Below are 22,184 nucleotides of genomic sequence, written 5' to 3' on the forward strand. Positions count from 1 at the left end.
AATAGCCTATTATGAAAAAAATATTGATACTCTTTTTACTTGCCATTACAGTACTCGCAGTAGCGTATTATAGTTTCTTATATTTTGTGCCCTACAGCGAAGGAACCCGCGCTGGCGAACTCATTAAATTTAGTCACAAAGGAGCCATTGTAAAAACATGGGAGGGCGAGATAAGCCAAGGAATTAGTGGAGCGCAGATCTTTACCTTTTCAGTGATGGATGGTGAGAAAGAGGTGATCCAGAAACTACAAGACTATCAAGGAAAATATGTAAAAGTGACCTATGTAGAGCGTTTTGGTTCTTTCTTTTTCTGGGGAGATACTAAGTATTTCATCACCGACATTACGCTAGAAAAATCGCCACACTTTAATAGGAATTAAAATTCTATAATGGATAAATATGCTTTCGCGAAAGCATATAATGGATATTTAAACAACTATTCAGTTTTCCTACACCCCACAAAAGGAATCCATATACAACCAGAAAAGCCTCTTATTTGAGAATAAAAAGGCTTTTTTAGTATATATTGACGCTGATTATTATTGCTTCATCAAACGTTTTGTGACTGAAGAATCTCCCGCTGTAATCGTCACAAGATAGATTCCAGAAGGTAAAGAAGAGGTATCTATGGTTGATGATTTTTGGTTTAAAGGAACTTCTGTGACTAATTGTCCCAGTACAGAATATATTTTTGCATTACTATCTTGAAAATTAAAATCTCCAAAATCAATAGTGGTCTCAGAAACTGAGGGATTTGGATACATACGTACTTTTTGCGCAAGTTCTTGATCAAAAATCCCCAAGGTAAATCCGATAGGCACTCCGTCACCATCATCTCTGTTGGCACCGCCATGGTAACTAAAATCTAAGGTATTATCTCCGCGTGCCCAAGCTATAAGGATAGACGTCGCCATAGGATCAAATGTAAAATCATTAGCATCAGTTCCGGCAAGACCTCTTGTGGCAACAATCGTACGGGTTCCTCCACTCACATCATTGGTCACTAACGTCCAATCCTGACCAGGATCAACAGAAGGTTCTACTGCAATTCCCAAAAACTGACGGTCATTTAACCCTGTACTATCAAAAGATATAATATCATCTCCAGATGCCATGTTTTGAGAATCAAAGCCTATTCCTAACCATCTTGTATCAGGGCCAATTAAGGTAACAGTAACCCCTGCATCGTCAACGTCTATTTGCCCTGTATACCCTCCGTTTGTTGTTGAGAATTCAATAATACCGGTAGATATCTGTGCACTCATGGTACACATGGCAAAAATAGCAACTAGTAAAGTAATTTTTTTCATTGGTAGTTTTTTATAAGGTTGATAAGTGATTCATTTTTAGTCAGTGTTGCGTAGTCCAATGCGGTGTAGCCTCTATTATCTTTATACGCTATATCTGCATCATGCGCTAGTAACAACGCTACAATATCGTTATTTTTAAAGAAAACGGCATATATTAATGCGGTACTTCCATTACCATCGGGGATATTAGGGTCTGCATGGTGGTCTAATAACAAAGAGACCAATCGAGGGCTTCCTTTTACCGTAGCTGCCATAAGTGCTGTGCCTGAACTACTATTTGCATTGACAGATTTGGTGTATTTAAGGAGCGCTTCCACTACTTTATAATTTCCATGATACGTAGCTAATATAAGTGGTGTATAGCTTTCATCATTGGTGGCATCGATTTGATCTGGCGTATTTTCATATACTGTTTCTACCTGGGAAGCCGTCCCTTTGCGAGCAATGTCAAAAATATCTTGCGCTATAGCACTGAAGGAAAAAAATCCTAAAAAACAAAGGTGTATCCATACACTTCTCCTAAAGTATTTTTCTTGCATGCGTTTGTATTGAATTCTAAAATATCTAATCGTCACCAAAATAGCACTGACTATATCTTTTTACATCAGTGGTACTTTCTTTACTCTTTTACATGTGTACACTCTTAAAAAATAAAGCCTTTAAATTATAACAATTTAAAGGCTTTTATTCCTACAATATCTTGTAATAATTTATACGCTTATTTGCTTAAATACATTTTACGTCTTGCATAGAGATCGTAAAATTCGTCATCTCGTAAGCTATCTATAAATAGGATACTCTCCCCTGTACTTTTCATTTCTGGTCCTAACTTCTTATCTACGTTAGGGAATTTATTAAAAGAAAATACGGGTTGTTTTATAGCATATCCTTCTAGCTGAGGATTGAAGTTAAAGTCTTTTACTTTCTTCTCACCTAGCATTACTTTTGTGGCGTAATTCACATACGGTTCTTTGTATGCTTTTGCTATAAAAGGAACGGTACGTGAGGCTCTTGGATTTGCTTCAATGATGTATACTTTATCATCCTTAATCGCAAACTGTATATTAATAAGACCTACGGTTTCTAGTGCTAATGCTATTTTACGCGTATGGTCTTTAATTTGCTCCAATACAAGGTCTCCAAGGTTAAAAGGAGGTAATGTTGCATTAGAATCACCTGAGTGAATACCACAAGGTTCGATATGCTCCATGATTCCTATAATGTACACATCTTCGCCATCACAAATCGCATCTGCTTCTGCTTCTATAGCTCCATCTAGGTAATGATCTAGGAGTAATTTGTTATTTGGAATCTTACGAAGCAAGTCTACAACGTGCTCTTCAAGTTCGTCTTTATTGATCACAATTTTCATTCCTTGCCCTCCTAATACGTAGGATGGACGCACTAATAAAGGAAAACTTAATCGATCTGCTACTGCAAGCGCTTCATCTGCTGTTTCGGCAACATCAAATTCTGGATATGGAATATTAAGATCTTTCAATAATCTAGAAAAACTCCCTCTATCTTCTGCAAGATCTAGCGCTTGGTAACTTGTTCCTAGAATTTTAATTCCATAGCGATCTAATTTTTCTGCGAGTTTTAAAGCAGTTTGTCCCCCTAATTGTACGATCACGCCTTCTGGTTTTTCATGGCGTATAATATCATAAATATGTTCCCAGAATACGGGCTCAAAGTACAGTTTATCTGCTGTATCAAAATCGGTAGAAACGGTTTCTGGATTACAGTTAATCATGATGGTCTCATAGCCACATTCAGCAGCGGCTAATACCCCATGAACACAACAGTAATCAAACTCGATTCCTTGACCGATACGGTTAGGTCCAGACCCTAATACAATTACTTTTTTCTTATCGGTAACAATACTTTCATTAGCTGAAAATCTGTTTCCATCGGCGGTTTCCATTTCACTTTCAAAGGTAGAGTAGAAATAGGGAGTTTGTGCGACAAACTCGGCAGCACAGGTATCAACGAGTTTATAAACTCTCTTGATATTTAGCTCATCTCTTTTGTTGTATACTTGGCTTTCTAAGCATTCAAGCATGTGAGCGATTTGTCGATCTGCAAAACCACGTTGCTTTGCCTCCAGCATTAGATTTCGCGGAAGCGTATCAACTGTATATTTAGAGATTTCTTTCTCCATCATATACAATTCTTCATATTGTTTTAGGAACCACATGTCAATTTTTGTGATCTCATGGATACGACTTAGAGGGATTCCCATTTGGATCGCATCATAAATCACAAATACACGGTCCCAACTTGCATAAGTTAGCTTTTCTATGATTTGCTCATAGTTTTTGTATCCTTTGCCGTCAGCTCCGAGTCCGTTACGTTTGATCTCCAGAGATTGCGTTGCTTTATGAAGTGCTTCTTGGAAAGAACGTCCAATTCCCATTACTTCTCCTACGGATTTCATCTGTAATCCTAGTGTGCGGTCACTTCCTTCAAATTTATCAAAGTTCCAACGTGGTATTTTTACAATCACATAATCTAACGTAGGCTCAAAAAGTGCCGATGTAGATTTTGTGATTTGATTTTGAAGTTCGTCAAGATTGTATCCTATAGCTAACTTAGCTGCAATTTTTGCGATTGGATATCCTGTTGCCTTTGAAGCTAGTGCGGATGATCTAGACACCCTTGGATTAATTTCTATGGCAATAATTTCTTCTTCATTATCTGGATTTACAGCAAACTGAACGTTACATCCTCCTGCAAAATCACCGATACTACGCATCATATGGATGGCCATATCACGCATTTTCTGATAGGTAACATCAGATAATGTCATAGCTGGAGCTACAGTGATAGAGTCTCCTGTGTGGATTCCCATAGGGTCCATATTTTCAATCGCACAGATAATCACTACATTATCATTTGCATCCCTTAATAGCTCAAGTTCATATTCTTTCCAACCAAGCAAAGCTTTGTCTATCATCACTTCATGAACGGGTGACACTTCGAGACCATGAGATAAAAGTTTATCAAAGTCTTTTTCTTCAAATACAAAAGAGGCACCTGCACCTCCTAGTGTAAATGAAGAACGTATCACTAGGGGAAAGCCAAACTCTTGGGCAATCTCCTTCCCTTTTAAGAAAGAATTTGCGCTAGATTGTGGTGCCATGGGTATACCAATGTCACGCATCAAGTTTTTAAATTGGTCTCTATCTTCTGTAATATTTATAGCATCAATATCAACCCCAATAAGCTCTACATCAAAATCCTTCCAGATTCCTTTTTCATCTGCCTCAATACAGAGATTAAGAGCCGTCTGCCCTCCCATAGTAGGAAGTACCGCATCGATATGGGGATGCTTTTTCAATATTTGAACAATAGACTTGGTGTTAAGTGGTAATAAATACACGTGATCCGCCATAGACGGGTCAGTCATAATTGTTGCTGGATTTGAATTTATTAGAATGGTCTCGATACCATCTTCTCTCAGGGAACGAAGTGCTTGTGATCCTGCATAATCAAATTCACAGGCTTGACCTATGATAATAGGTCCAGAGCCTATAAGAAGAATGGATTTTAAATTTTTATTTTTTGGCATATTAAGGAAGGATTTCTAGGCTATAAAAATAGGAACTAACAGGGTATAAAAAAAGGTGTTGCTTAAAAAAAGCAACACCTTTATTTTGATATTAAAATATCATTATTTTTTGTGACGGATTTCAGAAGATACACTGATTTTCTTTCTTCCTTTTGCGCGACGTCTTGCTAGTACTTTACGACCATTTGCAGAAGCCATACGCTCTCTGAAACCATGTTTGTTTCTTCTTTTTCTTTTGGACGGTTGAAACGTTCTTTTACTCATTTTATATCTTCTTTTGGACTTCTTTTAAGTCTGAATTTTTAATTCTAGAATACCGCTTTCAAAGCTGGGGGCAAATATACAATAAGTTTTTACTTCTCCAAGTCTTAATTTCAATTTTTTTATAGTTGTTTTTAGTACCTTTGTGACTCATGCAAAATGAACCTATTGTGATAACCAAAAATAGCTTTTTCAGCCTTTTATTCCTTGTTGTTTCCTATATATCTACAGGACAAGTTCATCTAGGATACACCCTTGACATTGATGATAGTTTTACACTACATCAGGATGTCATACAAATAATTACACAAGATTTACAAGGCACAACCCAAGAAATAAAGAATAATCTTCAAGGCACTATGTATTTTATAGTGAAAGAAAAAACAGAAGAAAACATTACACTCGACGTTGGTTTTAAATCTTTTTACATGAAAACTTCTTCTGAACAATTAGGAGGTGTTTTAGTAGAAATAGACACAGAAGCAGAAGAGCAAACCCCAGAAAGTAAAATGTTTATGGGCCTTATAGACTCCTCTATCGGAATTATTATTGATTACTCAGGAAAAATTATGGAGGTGCAAAATGGTGATACTTTCATCAATAATATGTTAAATGGGATGGGAATCACTGATCCTGCCATACTAGAACAAACTAAAAAGCAATTAGAAAAAGACTGGAGTGGTGAGGCTTTAGGAAGAAGTTTTGAACAGGTATTATTTAACTACCCTAATACAAAGGTCAAGCAAGGGGATTCTTGGAAGAATGAATTTGTATCTGAAACAGGATTAAATGCAACCAATACTTGGACACTTGATGCTATTGAAAATGATTCTTATAAAATTTCTGGAACAGCCGATGTGTTTATGAAAACAACCAATGCGCAAATTACTATGAATCTTTCTGGAACACAGCAAACAGATCTTGTTGCCGATTCTAAACATAAGTTTCCAATAAAAATAACAGTGATTTCTACTGTAGAAGGAGATGCCTATCCTCCATCAATGCCAGATTACAAAATACCAACCAAAATAGTATCTACAACCACGTACACAAGATTATAATATGTTTAATAAAAATATAAAATTAGTATTAGCAGTAGCAGTAATAGCACTTGCCGTATGGCAATTTACAGAGAATGAGATAGGAAATGGCATTATGTTCATTTTACTAGCCGGTATTTTTGTATTACTATATTTTAAAAATGAAATTATCATTCTTGCTTTTTTAAGACTCCGTAAGCAAGATTTTCCTGGGGCTCAAAAATGGTTAGGGAAGATTAGCAATCCAGAAGCAGCCCTTGTCACCAAGCAGCAAGGATATTATTATTACTTGCAAGGACTCATGGTCTCTCAAACAGATATGACACAGGCTGAAAAACACTTTAAAAAAGCAGTAGGTTTAGGATTGTCTATGAAAACAGATTTGGCGATGGCCAAATTAAACCTTGCGGGGATTGCCATGACAAAAAACCGAAAGCGTGAGGCACAAATACTTCTCAAGGAAGCCAAAAGTCTAGACAAGCATAATATGCTTGCAGAACAGATTAAAGTCATGGAACAAAACATGAAAAGAGCAGGACAACAACCAAAGCAACAATTTGGTGCTAGAGCAGGTCGTGGTGGACGCGGAGGTAGAAGATAATTAAGACTACTTCCTCAAAAAGTATTATTTGAAATAATCAAGAAGAGAAGAGAATAGTTCCAAATCGTATCTCAGATTCCTAGGTTACGATAAGCACAAGTATTCTAAAGCTTAAAACGTCTATTCCGAAGAAAAATAGATCACTTAAAGCTATTTGTACTCCTACTCTATCTTTAAAGACTACAAAAAAAAGGGCATGGTTTTAAAAATCATGCCCCTTTTTTATAATACTATAGATCTATGAGAAAAAACTACTTTCCTAAAGAATAATACCCTTCTTTAGGAATATCGATAAAATATTCTTTTCTAGACGAGTTATTAAGATGTGGTTCTCTCAACCAAGGGTTATGAAGTTTTAAAATCTTATAATTGATTCCAAAGCGCTCTGAGAAAGCCACAAAATCTGTAACCGCTGTATCTACTTTTACTTTGTAGGTAGGAATATTTTCATATAAATCTTGCTTTTTAAAATTGAATCCGTAGGTGGCGGGATGATTCATGATTTCTTTGAGTGCAATAATTCGGAATACATATCGCCCAGTTTCTTCCCCAAGCAATAAGTCATAATATGTACCTACATTTTGGCTTTTCATACGGTTATTAACTCCCGCAGGTCCGGCATTATAAGCTGCGGCTGCAGCTGTCCAACTTCCAAAGCGTTCTTTTGCTTTTTTGAGATATTGACAAGCAACTCGTGTAGATTTTTCAATATGATAGCGCTCATCTACATTATCATTTACTTCCAATCCATACTCTTTTCCAGTTGTTTTAAGAATTTGCCAAAATCCAGTAGCTCTGGCTGGAGAGACCGCCTGCGTAAGGCCACTTTCGATAACTGCCAAATATTTAAAATCGTCAGGAACTCCTTCAGCAGCAAGGATTGGTTCTATAATTGGAAAATACTTATGGGCCCTCTTAAAAAGTAATAAAGAATTAGATTGCCAGTAGGTATTGACAAGTAATTCTCTATCCATACGTTCTTTAATGTCGGGATTTTCAACAGGAACCGCTTCTCCAGCAAAGTTCAAACCCTCAGGTATTGGTAATGCGTATACATTGTAATCATTGACCAATTTCTCTTCTTTCTCTAGTTGCTCTGCGTCTACTTTTACCTCATCTTCGGGAAGTTGCATCGCATTTATAGTCACTATGACAACCGCCAATAGACCAATAACAGCAAATATGCGTTCAATTCTTTTCATAATTCATTAATTTAGAGACAAGTTAATCATTTTCAATAAGTCTTGGAAGATTTTCATTAAACCATTTGTATTTAGTTATCACCATAATATGCGATCCTCCGGGTATAGTAATACAATTTTTGATATACTTAATAGGAAAAATACGATCTGCATCTCCATGAATATGGATAATATTTGGGTCAGGCACTTCTTGATCCCAACATACCATTTCTTTTACAGCCCAACTCATATAGTGCCGATCATTCATAGAGAGGTACTTTTGATATAAAGCCACCCGCTCTTTTACAGTTTCCCCAAAGGCATATTTAGCTAAGGTATCTACATCTTCTATAAGCCGAGTAGGGAGTAATGCATACAGTTTTAGCTTTCGCGAAAGCTTCATACGTCGGGGTAACTCCATTTTTGACTTTACACTACTCACGATAATGAGCTTCTTTAGTTGTATATGTTTTGCCATTTCTTGCACCAATAAACCTCCAAAACTAACGCCTAGCAACACGCTATCGGGATGCGTTATAAAAGCAGTCATTCGTTTTGCATAATCAGCTATAGCTTCTTTAGGTTTAGGAAGTTGCCATTCCAAAAGGTGTATTTCAAACCGATCTTTAGGCAAAGCGATGTGCTCAAAAATAGATGGATTTGCCGCCATCCCAGGCATCAAGTAGAGATGTGTCATCTATCTTTAGTATAAGGGTTTAACATAATTTAAAACGCTATGTAGGTATTTTTTTGTACCTTTGCAAGAACTTAATATTAAGAAATCTAAAAGTTATTAAAAACACTGTTACATAAGCGTTTTAAAATCTCCTTGACAAAATTAAAAAGAGATTTCTTAAATACTCACAATAATACTATAAATACCCTAATATATTCACAAATTTATGGAAGCAATGACAGTAATTGAATTGACAGATAATGAGTTCCTGAGACAATTTGAAGCTACTTTTGATGAGAAAATGGCTAAAATTGAATACTCGTTACAGGAAAGAAAAATCTTTCTAACTAAAATTATGATGCCAGAAGGAACAGAAGCACATATGAATGATTTTATCGTTTCCGTGTTTAATGAAGTAGAAGAGCGTAACATTAGCCTTGTCCCTACGAGTCCTGAAATTGCAAAATTTATGAGATCAAATCGTCGTAAATACAAAAAATTATTACCTGTTGGGATAAATATCTAACTCAACTCACAATTAAAAGCCAAACCCTGTACATTTTATTTACAGGGTTTTTTTATGCCATATCATCACTAAACATCTGTTAAATATTCTGTCTTAGAAGAAAATAACAAGCATTTATCTTCATCACAATTTGTTACTTACTAAAAAATAGTTTCGTTTCACTAAAGAAATTGTGCGTCTCTCCACTTTGTTTTTACTTTTAAAAAGTCTACAACCCTCCTTGTAGACAGTAACACTAACTCAAAAATAAAAACGCCCATGAAAAAACCATCCTATATATATTTGATATGCATTTTATGTATGTGTGCATGTGGATCTGATCTTAGCCCCTCTGAAGAAAAAATAAAGAATGAAGTTTCTAGTATTTATCTAGCAGATGCTACTTTTGAAGACATTAAAAATGCCACATTAGGTGATACAGAAAATCTACATGTAAAAAATATAAATGTATCAAGAAGCCCTGTTTTAGATACTCTAGGCAGCACATTTGCTTTAAATAGTATTGCTACTATAGCTTATGAAAACTTATCACAAGAAGAAAGAAACATGTATGATTACATAGGCTTAGAAATTGCTCAAAAGAGTGGAGAAGCAAACCCTTTCTCGTTTAAAACAAACACATTAGAAAAAATAAACAACACAAAAAAAGTAGCTTATCAATTTGCTGATGCCATTTCTAGTGCTTCTTTTAAAAATATGGAGTCTATTCTAGATACGGGCCAAGCACCTGCAGAAGCTGCAGCTGTACTACAAAATTATTTTAAGGAATTAACCGTGTCAGCTGGAGCAATTGAAAGCTATTATTTTTACGGTGTGGGACAGGGAGAACACCAATCTAATAAGTTTTACACACACTTAGGAAAATTCACCTATAAGAATGGAATGACTCAAAATTTCTTTGTCAATGTTTTTGAGGGAGATGTTGTTACAAAAGGATATAATGTAAGCCCCATCAACAAATAGCAGGCAAGTCATTGATTAGGTGTGATGCACGAATGTAGAAACAAAATCAAAACGCACCATACCATCATCATCTATCTTCGTAAGATCTACATGATGTAATGTATTCACAAGCTCTGGATTCCACGGAGCTTTTACTTTGACATAGTTTTCAGTAAATCCATGAATGTACCCTTCCTTATTTTCGCCTTCAAACAGCACTGTACGTCGGGTTCCTAATTGAGACTCATAAAACGCGCGTCGTTTCTTAACAGAAAGTCCACGTAGCATTTTACTGCGTTTACTACGTACATTTTTAGGTACTACCCCTTCCATGGTAGCGGCTGTGGTATTATCTCGTTCTGAATAGGTAAATACGTGTAAGTACGAAATATCCAGTTCGTTCAAGAAATTATAGGTTTCTAAAAAATGAGCGTCTGTTTCCCCTGGAAACCCTACAATCACATCTACTCCAATACAGGCATGTGGCATGACTTCTTTTATTTTTGTCACCCGATCTACATACAATTCCTTGCGATATCTACGGCGCATAAGTCCTAAAATTTCATTGCTTCCACTTTGTAAAGGAATATGAAAATGAGGCACAAAAGCACGTGAATTTGCCACCACATCTATGGTCTCATTTTTCAATAAATTCGGTTCTATAGAAGAGATGCGTAAACGCTCAATCCCATCTACTTTATCTAGGGCTATTACTAGTTCTAAAAAGGTATGTTCGTGTTTTTTATTTCCAAACTCCCCTTTCCCGTAGTCTCCAATATTCACACCTGTTAATACAATCTCTTTGATATCTTGCGCAGCGATTTCTGAGGCATTTTTAAGCACATTTGTCAGGGTATCACTTCGAGAGATTCCTCTAGCCAACGGAATCGTACAATAGGTGCATTTATAATCGCAACCATCTTGCACTTTTAAAAATGCACGCGTACGATCTCCCACAGCGTAAGAACCTACATAAAAATCGGCTTCTTCTATTTCACAAGAGTGTACTTCGCCATGATCATTTTTAGATAAATCGTTAATGTAATCGGTAATCTTAAACTTTTCGGTCGCTCCTAACACAAGATCTACGCCATCTACTGCCACCAACTCTTCTGGTTTCAGTTGCGCATAACACCCTACGGCAGCTACAAACGCCTCGGGGTTTGCTTTTTGCGCTTGCTTTACAATCGTTTTAAAACGCTTATCTGCATTTTCAGTCACACTACACGTATTAATCACATAAATATCTGCGGATTCAGAAAAATCCACACGATCAAACCCCTCGTCTGTAAAATTACGAGCAATCGTAGAGGTTTCTGAAAAATTTAATTTACAACCTAAGGTATAAAATGCAACTCTCTTGCGTGTATCCATGCGTACTAAAAATAAGTAGGCAAAATTACGATTTTTAATTGGAAATGGCAGGAGTGGTAAGTTTGAAGAGTGCTGGGTGCTAGGTGCTGGGTGCTGGGTGCTGGGTGCTGGGTGCTGGGTGCTGGGTGCTGGGTGCTGGGTGCTGGGTGCTGGGTGCTGGGTGCTGGGTGCTGGGTGCTGGGTGCTGGGTGCTGGGTGCTGGGTGCTGGGTGCTGTAATATTTTAAAAAATTGTAACTTATCCAACTAAGATAGAAGCTAATGAGTTTTAAGTTTGAGAAATTAAATATTTGGAAAGAAGCCATGACTTTAGGCGAGGATATCAATTCCCTAGCCGATACGTTCCCAAAAAAGGAACTTTATAATTTATCATCTCAAATTCGACGAGCTACGGACTCCATAGCACTTAATATTTCTGAAGGAAGTATTCTACAATCTGATCCTGAACAAAGGCGGTTTTTAGGGTATTCCATTCGATCTTTAGCCGAAGTAGTTACCTGTTTATATAAAGCTAAAAACAGATCGTATATTAATGATGACGTTTTCAAAAAGAAATACGACTTTTGCTATAAATTAATGAATATGATGATTGCTTATCGTAATAAATTTAATTCTTGAAAACACCCAGCATCCAGCATCCAGCATCCCTCATAAAGTTCTATATACTATGTGGATTTCTTTCCATGATAGTAACAGGATGCTCTTCCAACGATTCCCAAAACCGTGATCATCTCGTATTCAGGTACAATGAGCAGTACCAAATCTCAACTTTAGATCCTGCGTTTGCTCGTAATCCGTCGATTATTTGGCCCACCAATCAGCTTTTTAACGGACTCGTACAGTTAGATGACTCCCTCAACATTCAACCAGACATTGCCAAAAACTGGCACATCTCTGATGATGCGCTCCAATATACCTTTACGCTAAGAGATGACGTTCCATTTCATAAACATGCTCAATTCAAAACCAAAGACAGCACGCGGTATGTCACTGCAACAGATTTCGCCTATAGTTTTAACAGACTCACCGATGCGTCGGTGGCATCGCCTGGAAGCTGGGTGCTCAGCAACGTAGATCATTACAAAGCCTTAAATGACAGCACTTTTCTCATTCAACTCAAACAACCTTTTCCTGCCTTTTTAGGCCTACTCAGCATGCGTTACTGCTCTGTCGTTCCTAAAGAAATTGTTGATTTCTACGGTAATGATTTTCGTTCCAATCCTATCGGGACAGGCCCTTTCAAGTTCAAACGTTGGGAAGAAGGTGTGAAGCTCGTCTTGCGCAAAAATGAACTATATTATGAACGAGATGAAGCTGGGAATCAACTCCCCTATCTCGAAGCCGTTGCCATCACCTTTTTACCTGATAAGCAGAGTGAATTTCTTCAATTTGCACAAGGCAATCTAGATTTCCTTAACTCCCTTGACCCCTCTTATAAAGACGAATTATTAACCGCTTCTGGACGCTTGCGCGAAAAATACCAAAACGAAGTCAACCTCAGTGTGAGTCCGCAATTGAATACGGAGTACATCGGATTTTACTTAGACAGTAACACCAAAGAAGTCCAGTCAGAACTGCTTCGGAAAGCCATTAACTATGGTTTTGATCGTCAAAAAATGATTACCTATTTACGTAATGGGATCGGCAAACCTGCCGAACATGGATTTATCCCGATGGGATTGCCTGGATTTGACTATATAAAAGGGTACACCTACAATCCTACGCTTTCGCGAAAGCTGATCCAACAATACAAAAAAGAGAGTGGAAATATGAATCCTATGATTTCAATAGGAACCAATAGTCAGTACCTAGATATTTGCGAATACATACAGCGCGAACTCCAAAAAGCGGGGCTTCGTGTAGAGATTAATGTGATGCCACCGTCTACGTTGAGACAGATGAAAAGTAGTGGCGAGTTGGATGCTTTTCGCGCAAGCTGGATCGCCGATTACCCAGATGCCGAAAATTATTTAAGCTTATTTTACAGCAAGAACTTCACTCCCAATGGCCCCAATTACACCCATTTTAAAAGTGCTACCTACGACTCCATTTATGAACACAGCCTCTCTATGGTGGATGTAGAAACGCGTAAACTGGAGTATAAAAAAATGGACAGTATCATTATAGCACAATCACCTATTATCCCATTGTATTATGATGAAGTAGTTCGCTTTACGCGAAAAAACATAAGCGGCTTGACGCCTAATCCCCAGAATTTTTTGGTGTTGAAGCGGGTGAAGAAGGCTAAGATGTAATTTCTAGTATCGTAATTTCGAAAGAATGAGTGACGAGTGACGAGAAATCGCATCATAGTGAGTCTATTTTAAATTATTAACTCCTTAGCCGCTTGTGTGATCTCTCCTATCGTCGAGATGACTATTAACTTGAATTTATTATCATTTTGAGATAGCAATAAGAACTCATAGAATGGTAATACTGTAACATTTCATCATTTTCTACTACCCATATACTGTAACTAACACAGAATGATTATGGGAGGAGAAGGAAGCATGATGGCTGCAATGGCAAGCCTCAAAGCAAACAGAGCACTTAAAAACAAACGTAGAAAAGAGAAGTTTTCTTTAGTCTCCTCTACCAATGAAAACTGGGTAGACCCCAAACAACCTACCGCAGAGCAATTACTAGAAATTCGTACACGCATACGGAAAGAAGAAAAAGCAAGACGTGTAAAAACCGTGATACTTACGTTGATTATGATCGTGATTTTTTGTTTAGGTATTATTTACATAACGAGCAATTAAACACAGAGAGCGATGAGAAGAATACATATGGGCAGTGTTGGTTTTGCAGCTTTAGGGAAGACAAAGTACGAGGTATGAATGACGAAATACGAATTTTGAAGTGAAAAACAAAACTCTCAGAAAGAGTAAGTCCTAAACTATTAAAAAAGATGAAAGCTAGGGTTTAAAGAATGCTTTAAAAAGCATCATGACAACAAGTACTAGTTTCATGATTGTGATACTCAGTATCTACTTTCTTATTACTAACTACTAAACATACAGCTATGCCATTTGGAGAATCTATGATTACGACATTACGGAGTAACAAAAGAAAAAATGTAAATGATACCTTTTTAAAAAATGGCGTGACTACTTTAAAGGATAGGCAAAAGGGAAATTTTGATCACAAAAAAGCAAGTCCAGAGCTTTTACTCAAGATCAAAACCGAAATACAAGAAAAAAGACGAAAAAGAAATAAGAAACTACTCTTAATAGGTGGAATAATTTTTTCACTACTAGCGACATGCCTATGGTATTTAAAATACTTCGATTATATATAACTATATCTTTATACCATAAAATAAATAAGAACATTTAAAAAGAACGACTATGATATTTGGAGGAAGCGCAATAGGGGCTAATCAATCATTGAATGCTAATAGAGCATTACTGGCTAAACGAAAAAGGGGCAAACTCTCTTTTGTCTCATCTAAAATTGAAACAAATCGGTTTACTAAAAAAGCAACACCAGAACAATTACAAGAGATTAGAGATCGTATTCAAAAAGAAAAGAAACAAGAGCAAATTAAAAGCATCTTAATAACCATTGTTGCTTTAGCCATTCTTTATCTAATAGCCACTTCAATAGATTGGCATTGGTTGTTTAAAAACTTTAAAAGTTGATTAGCTTTTCTAACTTTATGTGCGATCTCTCCTAAAGTTTATCCTGAGCGAAGTCGAAGGATCGAGATAACTCAAGATATACATCTAAAAAAACTAACGACTAACAGCCAACGATTAATTGCTATTTCGCGAACCTGCCTCGTCGGCAGGCAGGAGCAAAACAAAACTATTCCCTACGATACTGCTTGGTCTCTTCAAAGACATGATTCAAAATCGCCTCATCTTGATCCGTCAATTCGATGTCTCGACGTGCCATGGCAATACGAGCGGTTTCAAACGCTTTTTTAGGAAGGTGTGTTACAAAACCACCTGCCCCACCCCACTGGAATGACGGTACAAAATTGCGCGGAAAACCACTTCCAAAAATATTGGTAGCAACCCCCACTACAGTCCCTGTATTAAACATGGTATTGATCCCACATTTACTATGATCTCCCATCATGAGTCCGCAAAATTGCAAACCAGTATCTGCAAAACGTCCCGTCTCATAATCCCATAATTTTACAGACGCATAATTATTTTTAAGATTGGAATTATTACTATCAGCTCCGATGTTACACCACTCGCCTAGCACTGCGTTTCCTAAAAACCCATCATGTCCTTTACTAGAATAGGCAAAGAGCACAGAATTACTCACCTCTCCTCCTATTTTACAATAGGGACCAATAGTAGTTCCGCCATAAATTTTAGCGCCCATTTTTACGGTAGCATGCTCACATAAAGCAAATGGACCACGGATCATGGAGCCTTCCATGATTTCGGCATCTTTTCCTATATAAATAGGACCCGCTTCTGCGTTGAGCGAACATAAAGGCAATTTGGCACCCTCTTCTATAAAGATATCGGCCGCATTGAGAGCAACGACTCCTTGCGGAATGGGCTCTGAGGTTCTTCCTTCGGTAAGTAATGCAAAATCTTCGGCAATAGCACGGGCATTTTTTGAGAAAATATCCCACGTGTATTGTATTTTAAAGAGATCTTCAAACGTATATTCAATCACCTCATAGGTATCGAAATCTACTTCCTGATCTTCTTTTGTATAAAAGGCAATGACCGCATCACCATCAAAAATAGCTTGTCCTTCGCTCATTCCTTTGACAATGGTGACCAAGTTAGGTGTCGGCAAATACGACGCATTAATCATTACATTTTCAGGAAACTCGACCATAGGCCATTTTTCACTCAAATGTTCTTCAGTTACCGTGGAAGTAGTAGATCCTAAAAAGTGTTCCCATTTTTCTCGTATCGTTAAAATCCCGATGCGAATATCGGCTACGGGACGGGTGTAGGTAAATGGTAATAATTGATTACGGACAGTTCCGTCAAAAAGGATATAGTTCATAACAAATACGAAATTAGGTATTAGACATACGAAAGTAGAAATTAGAAATTAGAAAAACGAAGGTAGGGCTATGAAGTTATAGGAAAGATCGCATGAAAATCATTATTATGACCGCACCTTGACGGTCCACTCAAAATTAAATTCGCTTACTTGAATTCCTTCTTTGTTGGTTCCTACAGATTTCATCCAACAGGTTTGCCCTTCGCTAGTAGCAATCGCTTTGGCGATGGTTTCCTTAATCTTAGTGCCGTCATTACACGTAAATGTAATACGTCCAGTCGCTTTTTTGGTAAATGTAGCATTATTAGAAGCCACCAACATAGATATTTTATGGTCACTATTTCTAATATAAGAGATCACCAAGGCTCCGGTAGAAAGCTCTGCAGCCATTCCTTGTACAGCCCAAAACATACTTTTAAACGGATTTTGATTAATCCACCTATGTGTTACCTGCACTGTACTGCTAGCTTCATTTATTGTTTTTAGTCGTACACCAGTCAACCAAGCAGCGGGCAACTTAAGCATGGTAAACATATTAAATTTACTAGGACTAACATTCTTCATGTCTTCTATTTTATGCAAAAATAGTGATTAATTAGTCGCTTGCCTCTTTCGAAAAATCATTGAATCAAAATAAATTTTAAAATAATAAAATTTTTAAAAAATCAATCAAGCACCTATTTAACAGTCACTTAAATCCAATGTCATCAAAACATAAAAGTTAATAAAATGTTAATTTTTAGTACTATGCGTAACATAATACCTTTTTAAAGACATATATTTGTATAAGAAATTAGTAAGTAATGGAAAGCACCGTAACCACACATCAAAAAAATCTAAGCACATTTATACACTTATCTACCTTTAGTAAGTGGTTTATTCCTTTTGGAAATTTGATTGCCCCTCTTATTTTATGGAGCGCTCAAAAAAACAAATCACGTTTTGTAGACAAACACGGAAGGGATGCTATTAATTTTCAATTAAGCATTCTTATTTACACGATTGCCTTGGTGGTGATCAGTATTCCGTTTTTTGTTTGGCAAATTATCAAGTTAGAAGGCAGCAATACACATATTACCTTTAATGATCATTTTCATACACATGGTGATTTTGCAAGTGCAAGTACCCTACTTATAATTGCCATTATTGTAGGTACGTTGGCTATAGGGCTTGCGATTCTTGAAATTGTAAGTGTTATTTCGGCAGCTATTAAGGCATCCAATGGGGAGAATTATAAATATCCGTTCACAATCAACTTCATCAAGGCTTCGGTTACAGAAGAGGCCATCTCCCATGAAGAGAACGACACACAAGGGACAGAAGACTCAGAAAGTCAGCAGTAACTAGTGATGGGTACGCTTTCGCGAACCTGCCTGACGGCAGGCAGGAGCGGACTCAAAAAGAATTCATCATCAATCACAATCAATGTTTCCTTACTTAGTAAAGGACATCAATCAAAAAAGCCTCTTTTTAAAAGAGCGATCAAAAAATGAACAGTTTAACGCATATTAAAATGGAAATCTATGAAGGTTGAAAACACCAAAGCACAGATGCGTAAAGGCGTGCTAGAGTATTGCATCCTGTCTGTATTAAAAGATGACGATGCTTACGTAGCCGAAATCTTAGACACACTCAAAGATGCTAAATTACTCGTGGTAGAGGGGACTATTTACCCACTACTCACACGACTTAAAAATGCAGGATTGCTTAACTATCGCTGGGAAGAATCCACAAGCGGCCCCCCACGTAAGTACTATGGACTTACGGAGACAGGACAACTCTTTTTAAATGAACTCACAACCACCTGGGATGAATTACAAACCGCAGTAACGGTAGTAACCTCAACAAAAAAATCAAAAAAATGAACAAGACAGTAAATATAAATTTAGCCGGTATTTTCTTTCATATAGATGAGGATGCGTATGCCAAATTACAACGCTATCTCACTGCGATCAAACGTTCATTTGAAGGCGTTACAGGAGAAGATGAAATTATCGCTGATATTGAAGCGCGTATTTCTGAGCTTTTTAGTGACAAAATTCAGGATGCACGTCAAGTCATAAGTACCAAAGAGTTAGACGAAGTGATTGCCGTCATGGGACAGCCTGAAGATTATATGGTAGATGACGATATCTTTGAAGATGCACCTACTGCAAAAAAGCAGAAAAGAACACAATCTTCTGGCTCAGGAAAAAAACTATTTAGAGATACAGAAAATGCCTACATAGGCGGCGTGTCTAGTGGGTTAGGTCACTATTTTGGGATTGATTCTTTATGGATTCGTCTCGGATGGGTTGCCTTAGTTCTTATAGGATTTGGGTCTCCTATTTTAATCTATATCTTATTATGGATTTTGATGCCAGAAGCAGCATCTACAGCCGATAAACTCTCTATGACGGGAAAGGCAGTTAACATTGACAATATCCAAGAAAAAGTAAAAGAAGGATTTGAAAATGTGGCTGACGCGGTAAAAAATGTAGATTATGATAAGTTTGGAAACCAAGCAAAAAAAGGAGCTCAGGGTTTTTTTCAAACCTTAGGAACTATTATTATGTTCTTTTTAAAGGTGCTCGCTAAAATATTTGGAGTCCTTTTTATGATTACAGGAGCAGCGGTTGTAATCTCCTTATTTGTAGGATTATTTACCGCAGGTACGTTTGATCTCTTTTATGGAGACTTAGGGAACTACGGAGATTTTATACATACGGCAGGTTTACCACTCTGGTTAGTGTCGCTACTAACATTCTTTGCGGTAGGGATTCCTTTTTTCTTCCTATTCTATTTAGGATTAAAAATACTAGCAGGTAATTTAAAATCAATGCCGCTTGCAGGAAAATTATCGCTCTTAGGGGTATGGTTATTATCTGTAATTGGTCTGGGCGTTTTAGGAATACGTGAAGCTACAGAACACTCATTTACAGGAAAAGTCACTACGCAAGAGACGCTTGCAATCACTGCAAACGACACATTAACACTTCGCATGAAAGGGAGTGATCTACTTCCGGGAGAGCTACGTCGTTCTAACAATTTCCTGATGGAGTATGACACTAATGGTGAGCGTATATATATGAGACGTAATGTGCGTTTGATTGTACGAAGTACTACAGAGGATACTGCCTACTTAAAAATTCAAAAAGAAACCAATGGGCGCAACTTTTCTGCTGCAAAAGAAGAGGCTAGTCGGATTGATTACAACTTTGAAGTGGTAGACAACACCCTATATCTAGATGGCTTTTTCACTACAGAAGCAAGTAGCAAATTTAAAAGCCAGGAAGTACAGGTGATTTTATACCTACCTGAAGGCATCACACTTTATGCAGATGATAATACGTATAGCTATCACCGAAATGATAGTCGTTATAGAGATCTACTTGAAAATGGAAATGAAGAGAAGTACCTATTACTAAAAAGAGGCGAATTAATCTGTGAGGGTTGTTCTGATACGAATACTAGTTCGTCTTCTCGTAGGGAAAGAGAAGACAGTTGGGAACAACGATCGTACATAGAAGGGGAAGAAATTCCTGATTGGGAAAGAGATGAGCCTATAGAAAAAACAACCGAAAAAGAAGTTGAAACAGTCATGAAGAAAGATAGTATCTAAAAAAAGGTAGTACGATTCATTCATCAATCAAAAAATAAACAATGAATTATTTAAAAATCATCCTACTTATTGCCTTCATCCCTATAACAGGCGTAGGACAAGTTGCTCAAGATTCTGAGTTGTTTAAAACCATCTCAGATCTTGATCAACACTATTTTGACGCCTATAATACATGCGACCTTAAGACACAGGCTTCATTATACGCAGAAGACATTACGTTTTATCATGACAAAGGCGGAGTAAGCACAGTAAAGCAGGATATTCTAAACAGTATAGAAAAAAACATTTGTAACAAGGTAACGAGAACACTTGTTACAGGAAGTTTGGAAGTACACGAGATCAAAAATTTTGGAGCAGTTGCCATGGGACTACATACATTTTTTAATAATCAGGAACCTAACGCTCCTTCAAAACCTAGTAAATTCATTATGATCTGGCGACACGTAGATACGCGATGGGAAATAGTAGAAGTCATCAGTCTGCATTAAAATAGCAACTACCTCGGGGCAAGCCCACGAGGCATTAACAAGAAACTGAATTTTAATTTCGAGGCAAGCCTCAGTGTATTAAACCCTTTGGCGGTGCCAATAAAATCATCCATCAAAAAACAATCAATGACCATTTATAAATCAATAATAATTGCGCTTTTCATTCCTTTTATAGGGATTGCTCAAGTAGATCTAGATTCTGAATTATTTTTAGAATTAGAAAAAATGGATACCCTTCTTTTTGAAGAAGGATTCAATAATTGTAGTAAAGAAGCCATGGAAGCGGCTTTAAGTGAAGATCTAGAGTTCTTTCATGACAACGGAGGAATTACCAAAGGGAAACCGGCATTTATTACTTCTTTTCTAACTAATATGTGTGATGCCAATAAAAAACCCATTCGCAAATTAGTTCCTGAGAGTCTTACCGTTTTTCCACTTCGTGAAAATGGAACACTATACGGCGCGATTCAAAAAGGAGTACATGAGTTCTTTATTAAGGAACCAGGAAAAGAACTATATAAAACCCAAGTGGCTCAATTCACGCACTTATGGATTAAAGAAGAAACAGGATGGAAAATATCTAGAGTATTAAGTTATGATCATAAAGCGCCAGAAACCGATACAAAAGGTATTACCGTTCCAATAGAAGTACTCACTCGATATGCAGGAAATTATAAAGCACCACAAACAGGAAACATAATCATATCTATAAAAGAAGGTGTGATGCATCTTGATGCTGGAGAGATGCAAACAGATTTGATCACAAAGTCATCGATTCTTTTTGCTCATCCTCAAGCCCCTATCGAACTAAAATTTGTGTCCAACCCAGATGGTAGTATAAAGAAATTTGTTGTACTAGAAAACGGTAAGGTTGTAGAAGAGGCCCAACGAATAGAACGTTAACTAAGAGAAAGTAAACAGACATGAAACTAAACCTCACATTTAAAAATCGATTATTATTTACGGTCATCGTAAGTATCTTGATGTGGACTTTTTTGGCTTGGGACTATGTTCATGAAGGAGTCCCTACACATTACATATTACATAATGATGACTTACCTGGGTTTTCAAATTGGTGGGGAGCCATTACCATACCTCTAGTGACTTGGGGACTATTGTACCTTGTACACCTAAGAACAGGTAAAGAGGGTTCAAAAAACGAATCGTCCTCTATCCTATATGGATTTGTAGGATTTCTTCTGTACGCTGTCCTAGTCTCTTATCTTTTTAGTACAGTGACTGGTTCTGAAAATATTCTTTTTTATATGGCTTTAGGTCTTATTGCACTCTCGTTTTTGGTGCCTATCTATAAACCAGAATGTTTGTTAGGATATATATTAGGGATGACTTTTACGTTTGGCCCCATCCTTCCATTGCTTTTTGGCGTTATTTTTTGGACAGTGTATATCATTGCATACAAACTTCCTAGAGGTATCATTAGATATTATGGAAATAAAAAATACAACTCAACCTAAAAAAATAACAGTTGGGGAGGTTATGCTTTCGCGAAAGCGTAAAACACCGCACTTTTACAATGTAATAAAGAGGAATCATTCATCAATCAATCAATCAATCAATCAATCATAAATCATAATTTATCAATCATCAATCAATTATCTAATCAAAAA

General features: G+C 37.0%; 24 protein-coding genes. 15 read left to right on the forward strand and 9 right to left on the reverse strand.

The genetic code is table 11. The annotated features are described in order from the left end of the window. Window positions 1-11: 11 nt before the first annotated feature. Window positions 12-380 (forward strand): 6-phosphogluconate dehydrogenase, encoded by a 369-nt coding sequence (locus ACFO3O_RS01845; protein ID WP_379976828.1) that lies wholly within the window; start codon window positions 12-14, stop codon window positions 378-380. A 159-nt stretch (window positions 381-539) separates the two neighbouring features. Here ACFO3O_RS01845 and ACFO3O_RS01850 read toward each other — a convergent pair whose 3' ends face one another. The 4 genes from ACFO3O_RS01850 to rpmH all read right to left on the reverse strand — a co-directional run bounded on the left by ACFO3O_RS01850 (window position 540) and on the right by rpmH (window position 5,145). Further along, the gene (locus ACFO3O_RS01850; protein ID WP_379976829.1) at window positions 540-1,310 is read right to left on the reverse strand and encodes a T9SS type A sorting domain-containing protein; all 771 of its coding nucleotides are present in this window, start codon (window positions 1,308-1,310) and stop codon (window positions 540-542) included. After that, window positions 1,307-1,849 carry an ankyrin repeat domain-containing protein gene (locus ACFO3O_RS01855; RefSeq protein ID WP_379976830.1) on the reverse strand — a complete coding sequence of 181 codons (543 nt, stop codon included), beginning with the start codon at window positions 1,847-1,849 and terminating at the stop codon, window positions 1,307-1,309. The genes ACFO3O_RS01850 and ACFO3O_RS01855 overlap by 4 nt, the downstream gene beginning before the upstream one ends. 179 nt (window positions 1,850-2,028) lie before the next feature. Next, window positions 2,029-4,881, reverse strand: a complete 2,853-nt coding sequence (carB, locus tag ACFO3O_RS01860; RefSeq protein ID WP_379976831.1) for a carbamoyl-phosphate synthase large subunit — start codon at window positions 4,879-4,881, stop codon at window positions 2,029-2,031. Window positions 4,882-4,983: 102 nt separating this feature from the next. Then, entirely contained in the window at window positions 4,984-5,145 is a 162-nt protein-coding gene (rpmH, locus tag ACFO3O_RS01865; protein WP_379976832.1) for a 50S ribosomal protein L34, read from the reverse strand. Window positions 5,146-5,294: 149 nt separating this feature from the next. Between rpmH and ACFO3O_RS01870 the strand changes: the two genes are divergently transcribed. After that, a complete protein-coding gene (locus ACFO3O_RS01870) occupies window positions 5,295-6,203 on the forward strand; it encodes a DUF6263 family protein (RefSeq protein WP_379976833.1) in 909 nt (302 codons plus the stop codon). A 1-nt stretch (window position 6,204) separates the two neighbouring features. Next, entirely contained in the window at window positions 6,205-6,783 is a 579-nt protein-coding gene (locus tag ACFO3O_RS01875; RefSeq protein WP_379976834.1) for a DUF2892 domain-containing protein, read from the forward strand. A 251-nt stretch (window positions 6,784-7,034) separates the two neighbouring features. Here the strand turns inward: ACFO3O_RS01875 and ACFO3O_RS01880 are convergent, their stop codons facing one another. Then, window positions 7,035-7,985, reverse strand: a complete 951-nt coding sequence (locus ACFO3O_RS01880; RefSeq protein WP_379976835.1) for a lytic transglycosylase domain-containing protein — start codon at window positions 7,983-7,985, stop codon at window positions 7,035-7,037. Window positions 7,986-8,007: 22 nt separating this feature from the next. Next, a complete protein-coding gene (locus ACFO3O_RS01885; protein WP_379976836.1) occupies window positions 8,008-8,661 on the reverse strand; it encodes an alpha/beta hydrolase in 654 nt (217 codons plus the stop codon). A gap of 205 nt (window positions 8,662-8,866) precedes the next feature. On the opposite strand from ACFO3O_RS01885, the gene ACFO3O_RS01890 reads away from it, so the two are divergent. Both ACFO3O_RS01890 and ACFO3O_RS01895 read left to right on the forward strand, forming a co-directional pair. After that, complete coding sequence (locus tag ACFO3O_RS01890) at window positions 8,867-9,166, forward strand: N-acetyltransferase (RefSeq protein ID WP_379976837.1); 300 nt, start codon at window positions 8,867-8,869, stop codon at window positions 9,164-9,166. A 258-nt stretch (window positions 9,167-9,424) separates the two neighbouring features. After that, entirely contained in the window at window positions 9,425-10,129 is a 705-nt protein-coding gene (locus tag ACFO3O_RS01895; protein WP_379976838.1) for a hypothetical protein, read from the forward strand. Between the two features lie 15 nt (window positions 10,130-10,144). On the opposite strand, the gene mtaB is transcribed toward ACFO3O_RS01895, so the two are convergent. Further along, window positions 10,145-11,482: a tRNA (N(6)-L-threonylcarbamoyladenosine(37)-C(2))-methylthiotransferase MtaB gene (mtaB, locus tag ACFO3O_RS01900; RefSeq protein WP_379976839.1), complete on the reverse strand. Its 1,338-nt coding sequence runs from the start codon at window positions 11,480-11,482 to the stop codon at window positions 10,145-10,147. Window positions 11,483-11,742: 260 nt separating this feature from the next. Here mtaB and ACFO3O_RS01905 point away from each other — a divergent pair, with 260 nt between their 5' ends. From ACFO3O_RS01905 to ACFO3O_RS01920, 4 genes are all read left to right on the forward strand, one after another. Beyond that, complete coding sequence (locus tag ACFO3O_RS01905; RefSeq protein WP_379976840.1) at window positions 11,743-12,099, forward strand: four helix bundle protein; 357 nt, start codon at window positions 11,743-11,745, stop codon at window positions 12,097-12,099. A 65-nt stretch (window positions 12,100-12,164) separates the two neighbouring features. Further along, window positions 12,165-13,736, forward strand: coding sequence for an ABC transporter substrate-binding protein (locus ACFO3O_RS01910; protein ID WP_379977237.1), 1,572 nt, complete (start codon window positions 12,165-12,167; stop codon window positions 13,734-13,736). Window positions 13,737-13,973: 237 nt separating this feature from the next. Beyond that, window positions 13,974-14,243, forward strand: a complete 270-nt coding sequence (locus ACFO3O_RS01915) for a hypothetical protein (protein WP_379976841.1) — start codon at window positions 13,974-13,976, stop codon at window positions 14,241-14,243. A 588-nt stretch (window positions 14,244-14,831) separates the two neighbouring features. Beyond that, a complete protein-coding gene (locus ACFO3O_RS01920) occupies window positions 14,832-15,125 on the forward strand; it encodes a hypothetical protein (protein ID WP_379976843.1) in 294 nt (97 codons plus the stop codon). 166 nt (window positions 15,126-15,291) lie between these two features. On the opposite strand, the gene ACFO3O_RS01925 is transcribed toward ACFO3O_RS01920, so the two are convergent. Both ACFO3O_RS01925 and ACFO3O_RS01930 read right to left on the reverse strand, forming a co-directional pair. Then, window positions 15,292-16,467, reverse strand: coding sequence for a GlmU family protein (locus ACFO3O_RS01925; protein ID WP_379976844.1), 1,176 nt, complete (start codon window positions 16,465-16,467; stop codon window positions 15,292-15,294). 105 nt (window positions 16,468-16,572) lie between these two features. Then, entirely contained in the window at window positions 16,573-17,031 is a 459-nt protein-coding gene (locus ACFO3O_RS01930) for a DUF4442 domain-containing protein (RefSeq protein ID WP_379976845.1), read from the reverse strand. A gap of 239 nt (window positions 17,032-17,270) precedes the next feature. On the opposite strand from ACFO3O_RS01930, the gene ACFO3O_RS01935 reads away from it, so the two are divergent. The 6 genes from ACFO3O_RS01935 to ACFO3O_RS01960 all read left to right on the forward strand — a co-directional run bounded on the left by ACFO3O_RS01935 (window position 17,271) and on the right by ACFO3O_RS01960 (window position 22,031). Further along, a complete protein-coding gene (locus ACFO3O_RS01935; protein WP_379976846.1) occupies window positions 17,271-17,810 on the forward strand; it encodes a DUF4870 domain-containing protein in 540 nt (179 codons plus the stop codon). Window positions 17,811-17,990: 180 nt separating this feature from the next. Then, entirely contained in the window at window positions 17,991-18,332 is a 342-nt protein-coding gene (locus ACFO3O_RS01940) for a PadR family transcriptional regulator (RefSeq protein WP_089373066.1), read from the forward strand. Further along, entirely contained in the window at window positions 18,329-20,068 is a 1,740-nt protein-coding gene (locus ACFO3O_RS01945) for a PspC domain-containing protein (RefSeq protein WP_379976847.1), read from the forward strand. Before ACFO3O_RS01940 ends, ACFO3O_RS01945 begins: the two co-directional genes overlap by 4 nt. A 41-nt stretch (window positions 20,069-20,109) precedes the next feature. Beyond that, a complete protein-coding gene (locus ACFO3O_RS01950; protein WP_379976848.1) occupies window positions 20,110-20,556 on the forward strand; it encodes a nuclear transport factor 2 family protein in 447 nt (148 codons plus the stop codon). A 126-nt stretch (window positions 20,557-20,682) separates the two neighbouring features. Next, complete coding sequence (locus ACFO3O_RS01955; RefSeq protein ID WP_379976849.1) at window positions 20,683-21,459, forward strand: nuclear transport factor 2 family protein; 777 nt, start codon at window positions 20,683-20,685, stop codon at window positions 21,457-21,459. Between the two features lie 20 nt (window positions 21,460-21,479). Then, window positions 21,480-22,031, forward strand: a complete 552-nt coding sequence (locus ACFO3O_RS01960) for a hypothetical protein (RefSeq protein WP_379976850.1) — start codon at window positions 21,480-21,482, stop codon at window positions 22,029-22,031. Window positions 22,032-22,184 lie beyond the last annotated feature (153 nt).

The sequence above is a fragment of the Dokdonia ponticola genome, from assembly GCF_042653865.1.
GTDB classification, from domain to species: domain Bacteria; phylum Bacteroidota; class Bacteroidia; order Flavobacteriales; family Flavobacteriaceae; genus Dokdonia; species Dokdonia ponticola.

What these genes read in the sequence shown, in the direction of transcription:
- ACFO3O_RS01845 (WP_379976828.1), top strand. Translation starts at nt 12, where the DNA reads ATGAAAAAAATATTGATACTCTTTTTACTTGCCATTACAGTACTCGCA.
- ACFO3O_RS01850 (WP_379976829.1), bottom strand. Translation starts at nt 1,310, where the DNA reads ATGAAAAAAATTACTTTACTAGTTGCTATTTTTGCCATGTGTACCATG.
- ACFO3O_RS01855 (WP_379976830.1), bottom strand. Translation starts at nt 1,849, where the DNA reads ATGCAAGAAAAATACTTTAGGAGAAGTGTATGGATACACCTTTGTTTT.
- carB (WP_379976831.1), bottom strand. Translation starts at nt 4,881, where the DNA reads ATGCCAAAAAATAAAAATTTAAAATCCATTCTTCTTATAGGCTCTGGA.
- rpmH (WP_379976832.1), bottom strand. Translation starts at nt 5,145, where the DNA reads ATGAGTAAAAGAACGTTTCAACCGTCCAAAAGAAAAAGAAGAAACAAA.
- ACFO3O_RS01870 (WP_379976833.1), top strand. Translation starts at nt 5,295, where the DNA reads ATGCAAAATGAACCTATTGTGATAACCAAAAATAGCTTTTTCAGCCTT.
- ACFO3O_RS01875 (WP_379976834.1), top strand. Translation starts at nt 6,205, where the DNA reads ATGTTTAATAAAAATATAAAATTAGTATTAGCAGTAGCAGTAATAGCA.
- ACFO3O_RS01880 (WP_379976835.1), bottom strand. Translation starts at nt 7,985, where the DNA reads ATGAAAAGAATTGAACGCATATTTGCTGTTATTGGTCTATTGGCGGTT.
- ACFO3O_RS01885 (WP_379976836.1), bottom strand. Translation starts at nt 8,661, where the DNA reads ATGACACATCTCTACTTGATGCCTGGGATGGCGGCAAATCCATCTATT.
- ACFO3O_RS01890 (WP_379976837.1), top strand. Translation starts at nt 8,867, where the DNA reads ATGGAAGCAATGACAGTAATTGAATTGACAGATAATGAGTTCCTGAGA.
- ACFO3O_RS01895 (WP_379976838.1), top strand. Translation starts at nt 9,425, where the DNA reads ATGAAAAAACCATCCTATATATATTTGATATGCATTTTATGTATGTGT.
- mtaB (WP_379976839.1), bottom strand. Translation starts at nt 11,482, where the DNA reads ATGGATACACGCAAGAGAGTTGCATTTTATACCTTAGGTTGTAAATTA.
- ACFO3O_RS01905 (WP_379976840.1), top strand. Translation starts at nt 11,743, where the DNA reads ATGAGTTTTAAGTTTGAGAAATTAAATATTTGGAAAGAAGCCATGACT.
- ACFO3O_RS01910 (WP_379977237.1), top strand. Translation starts at nt 12,165, where the DNA reads ATGATAGTAACAGGATGCTCTTCCAACGATTCCCAAAACCGTGATCAT.
- ACFO3O_RS01915 (WP_379976841.1), top strand. Translation starts at nt 13,974, where the DNA reads ATGGGAGGAGAAGGAAGCATGATGGCTGCAATGGCAAGCCTCAAAGCA.
- ACFO3O_RS01920 (WP_379976843.1), top strand. Translation starts at nt 14,832, where the DNA reads ATGATATTTGGAGGAAGCGCAATAGGGGCTAATCAATCATTGAATGCT.
- ACFO3O_RS01925 (WP_379976844.1), bottom strand. Translation starts at nt 16,467, where the DNA reads ATGAACTATATCCTTTTTGACGGAACTGTCCGTAATCAATTATTACCA.
- ACFO3O_RS01930 (WP_379976845.1), bottom strand. Translation starts at nt 17,031, where the DNA reads ATGAAGAATGTTAGTCCTAGTAAATTTAATATGTTTACCATGCTTAAG.
- ACFO3O_RS01935 (WP_379976846.1), top strand. Translation starts at nt 17,271, where the DNA reads ATGGAAAGCACCGTAACCACACATCAAAAAAATCTAAGCACATTTATA.
- ACFO3O_RS01940 (WP_089373066.1), top strand. Translation starts at nt 17,991, where the DNA reads ATGAAGGTTGAAAACACCAAAGCACAGATGCGTAAAGGCGTGCTAGAG.
- ACFO3O_RS01945 (WP_379976847.1), top strand. Translation starts at nt 18,329, where the DNA reads ATGAACAAGACAGTAAATATAAATTTAGCCGGTATTTTCTTTCATATA.
- ACFO3O_RS01950 (WP_379976848.1), top strand. Translation starts at nt 20,110, where the DNA reads ATGAATTATTTAAAAATCATCCTACTTATTGCCTTCATCCCTATAACA.
- ACFO3O_RS01955 (WP_379976849.1), top strand. Translation starts at nt 20,683, where the DNA reads ATGACCATTTATAAATCAATAATAATTGCGCTTTTCATTCCTTTTATA.
- ACFO3O_RS01960 (WP_379976850.1), top strand. Translation starts at nt 21,480, where the DNA reads ATGAAACTAAACCTCACATTTAAAAATCGATTATTATTTACGGTCATC.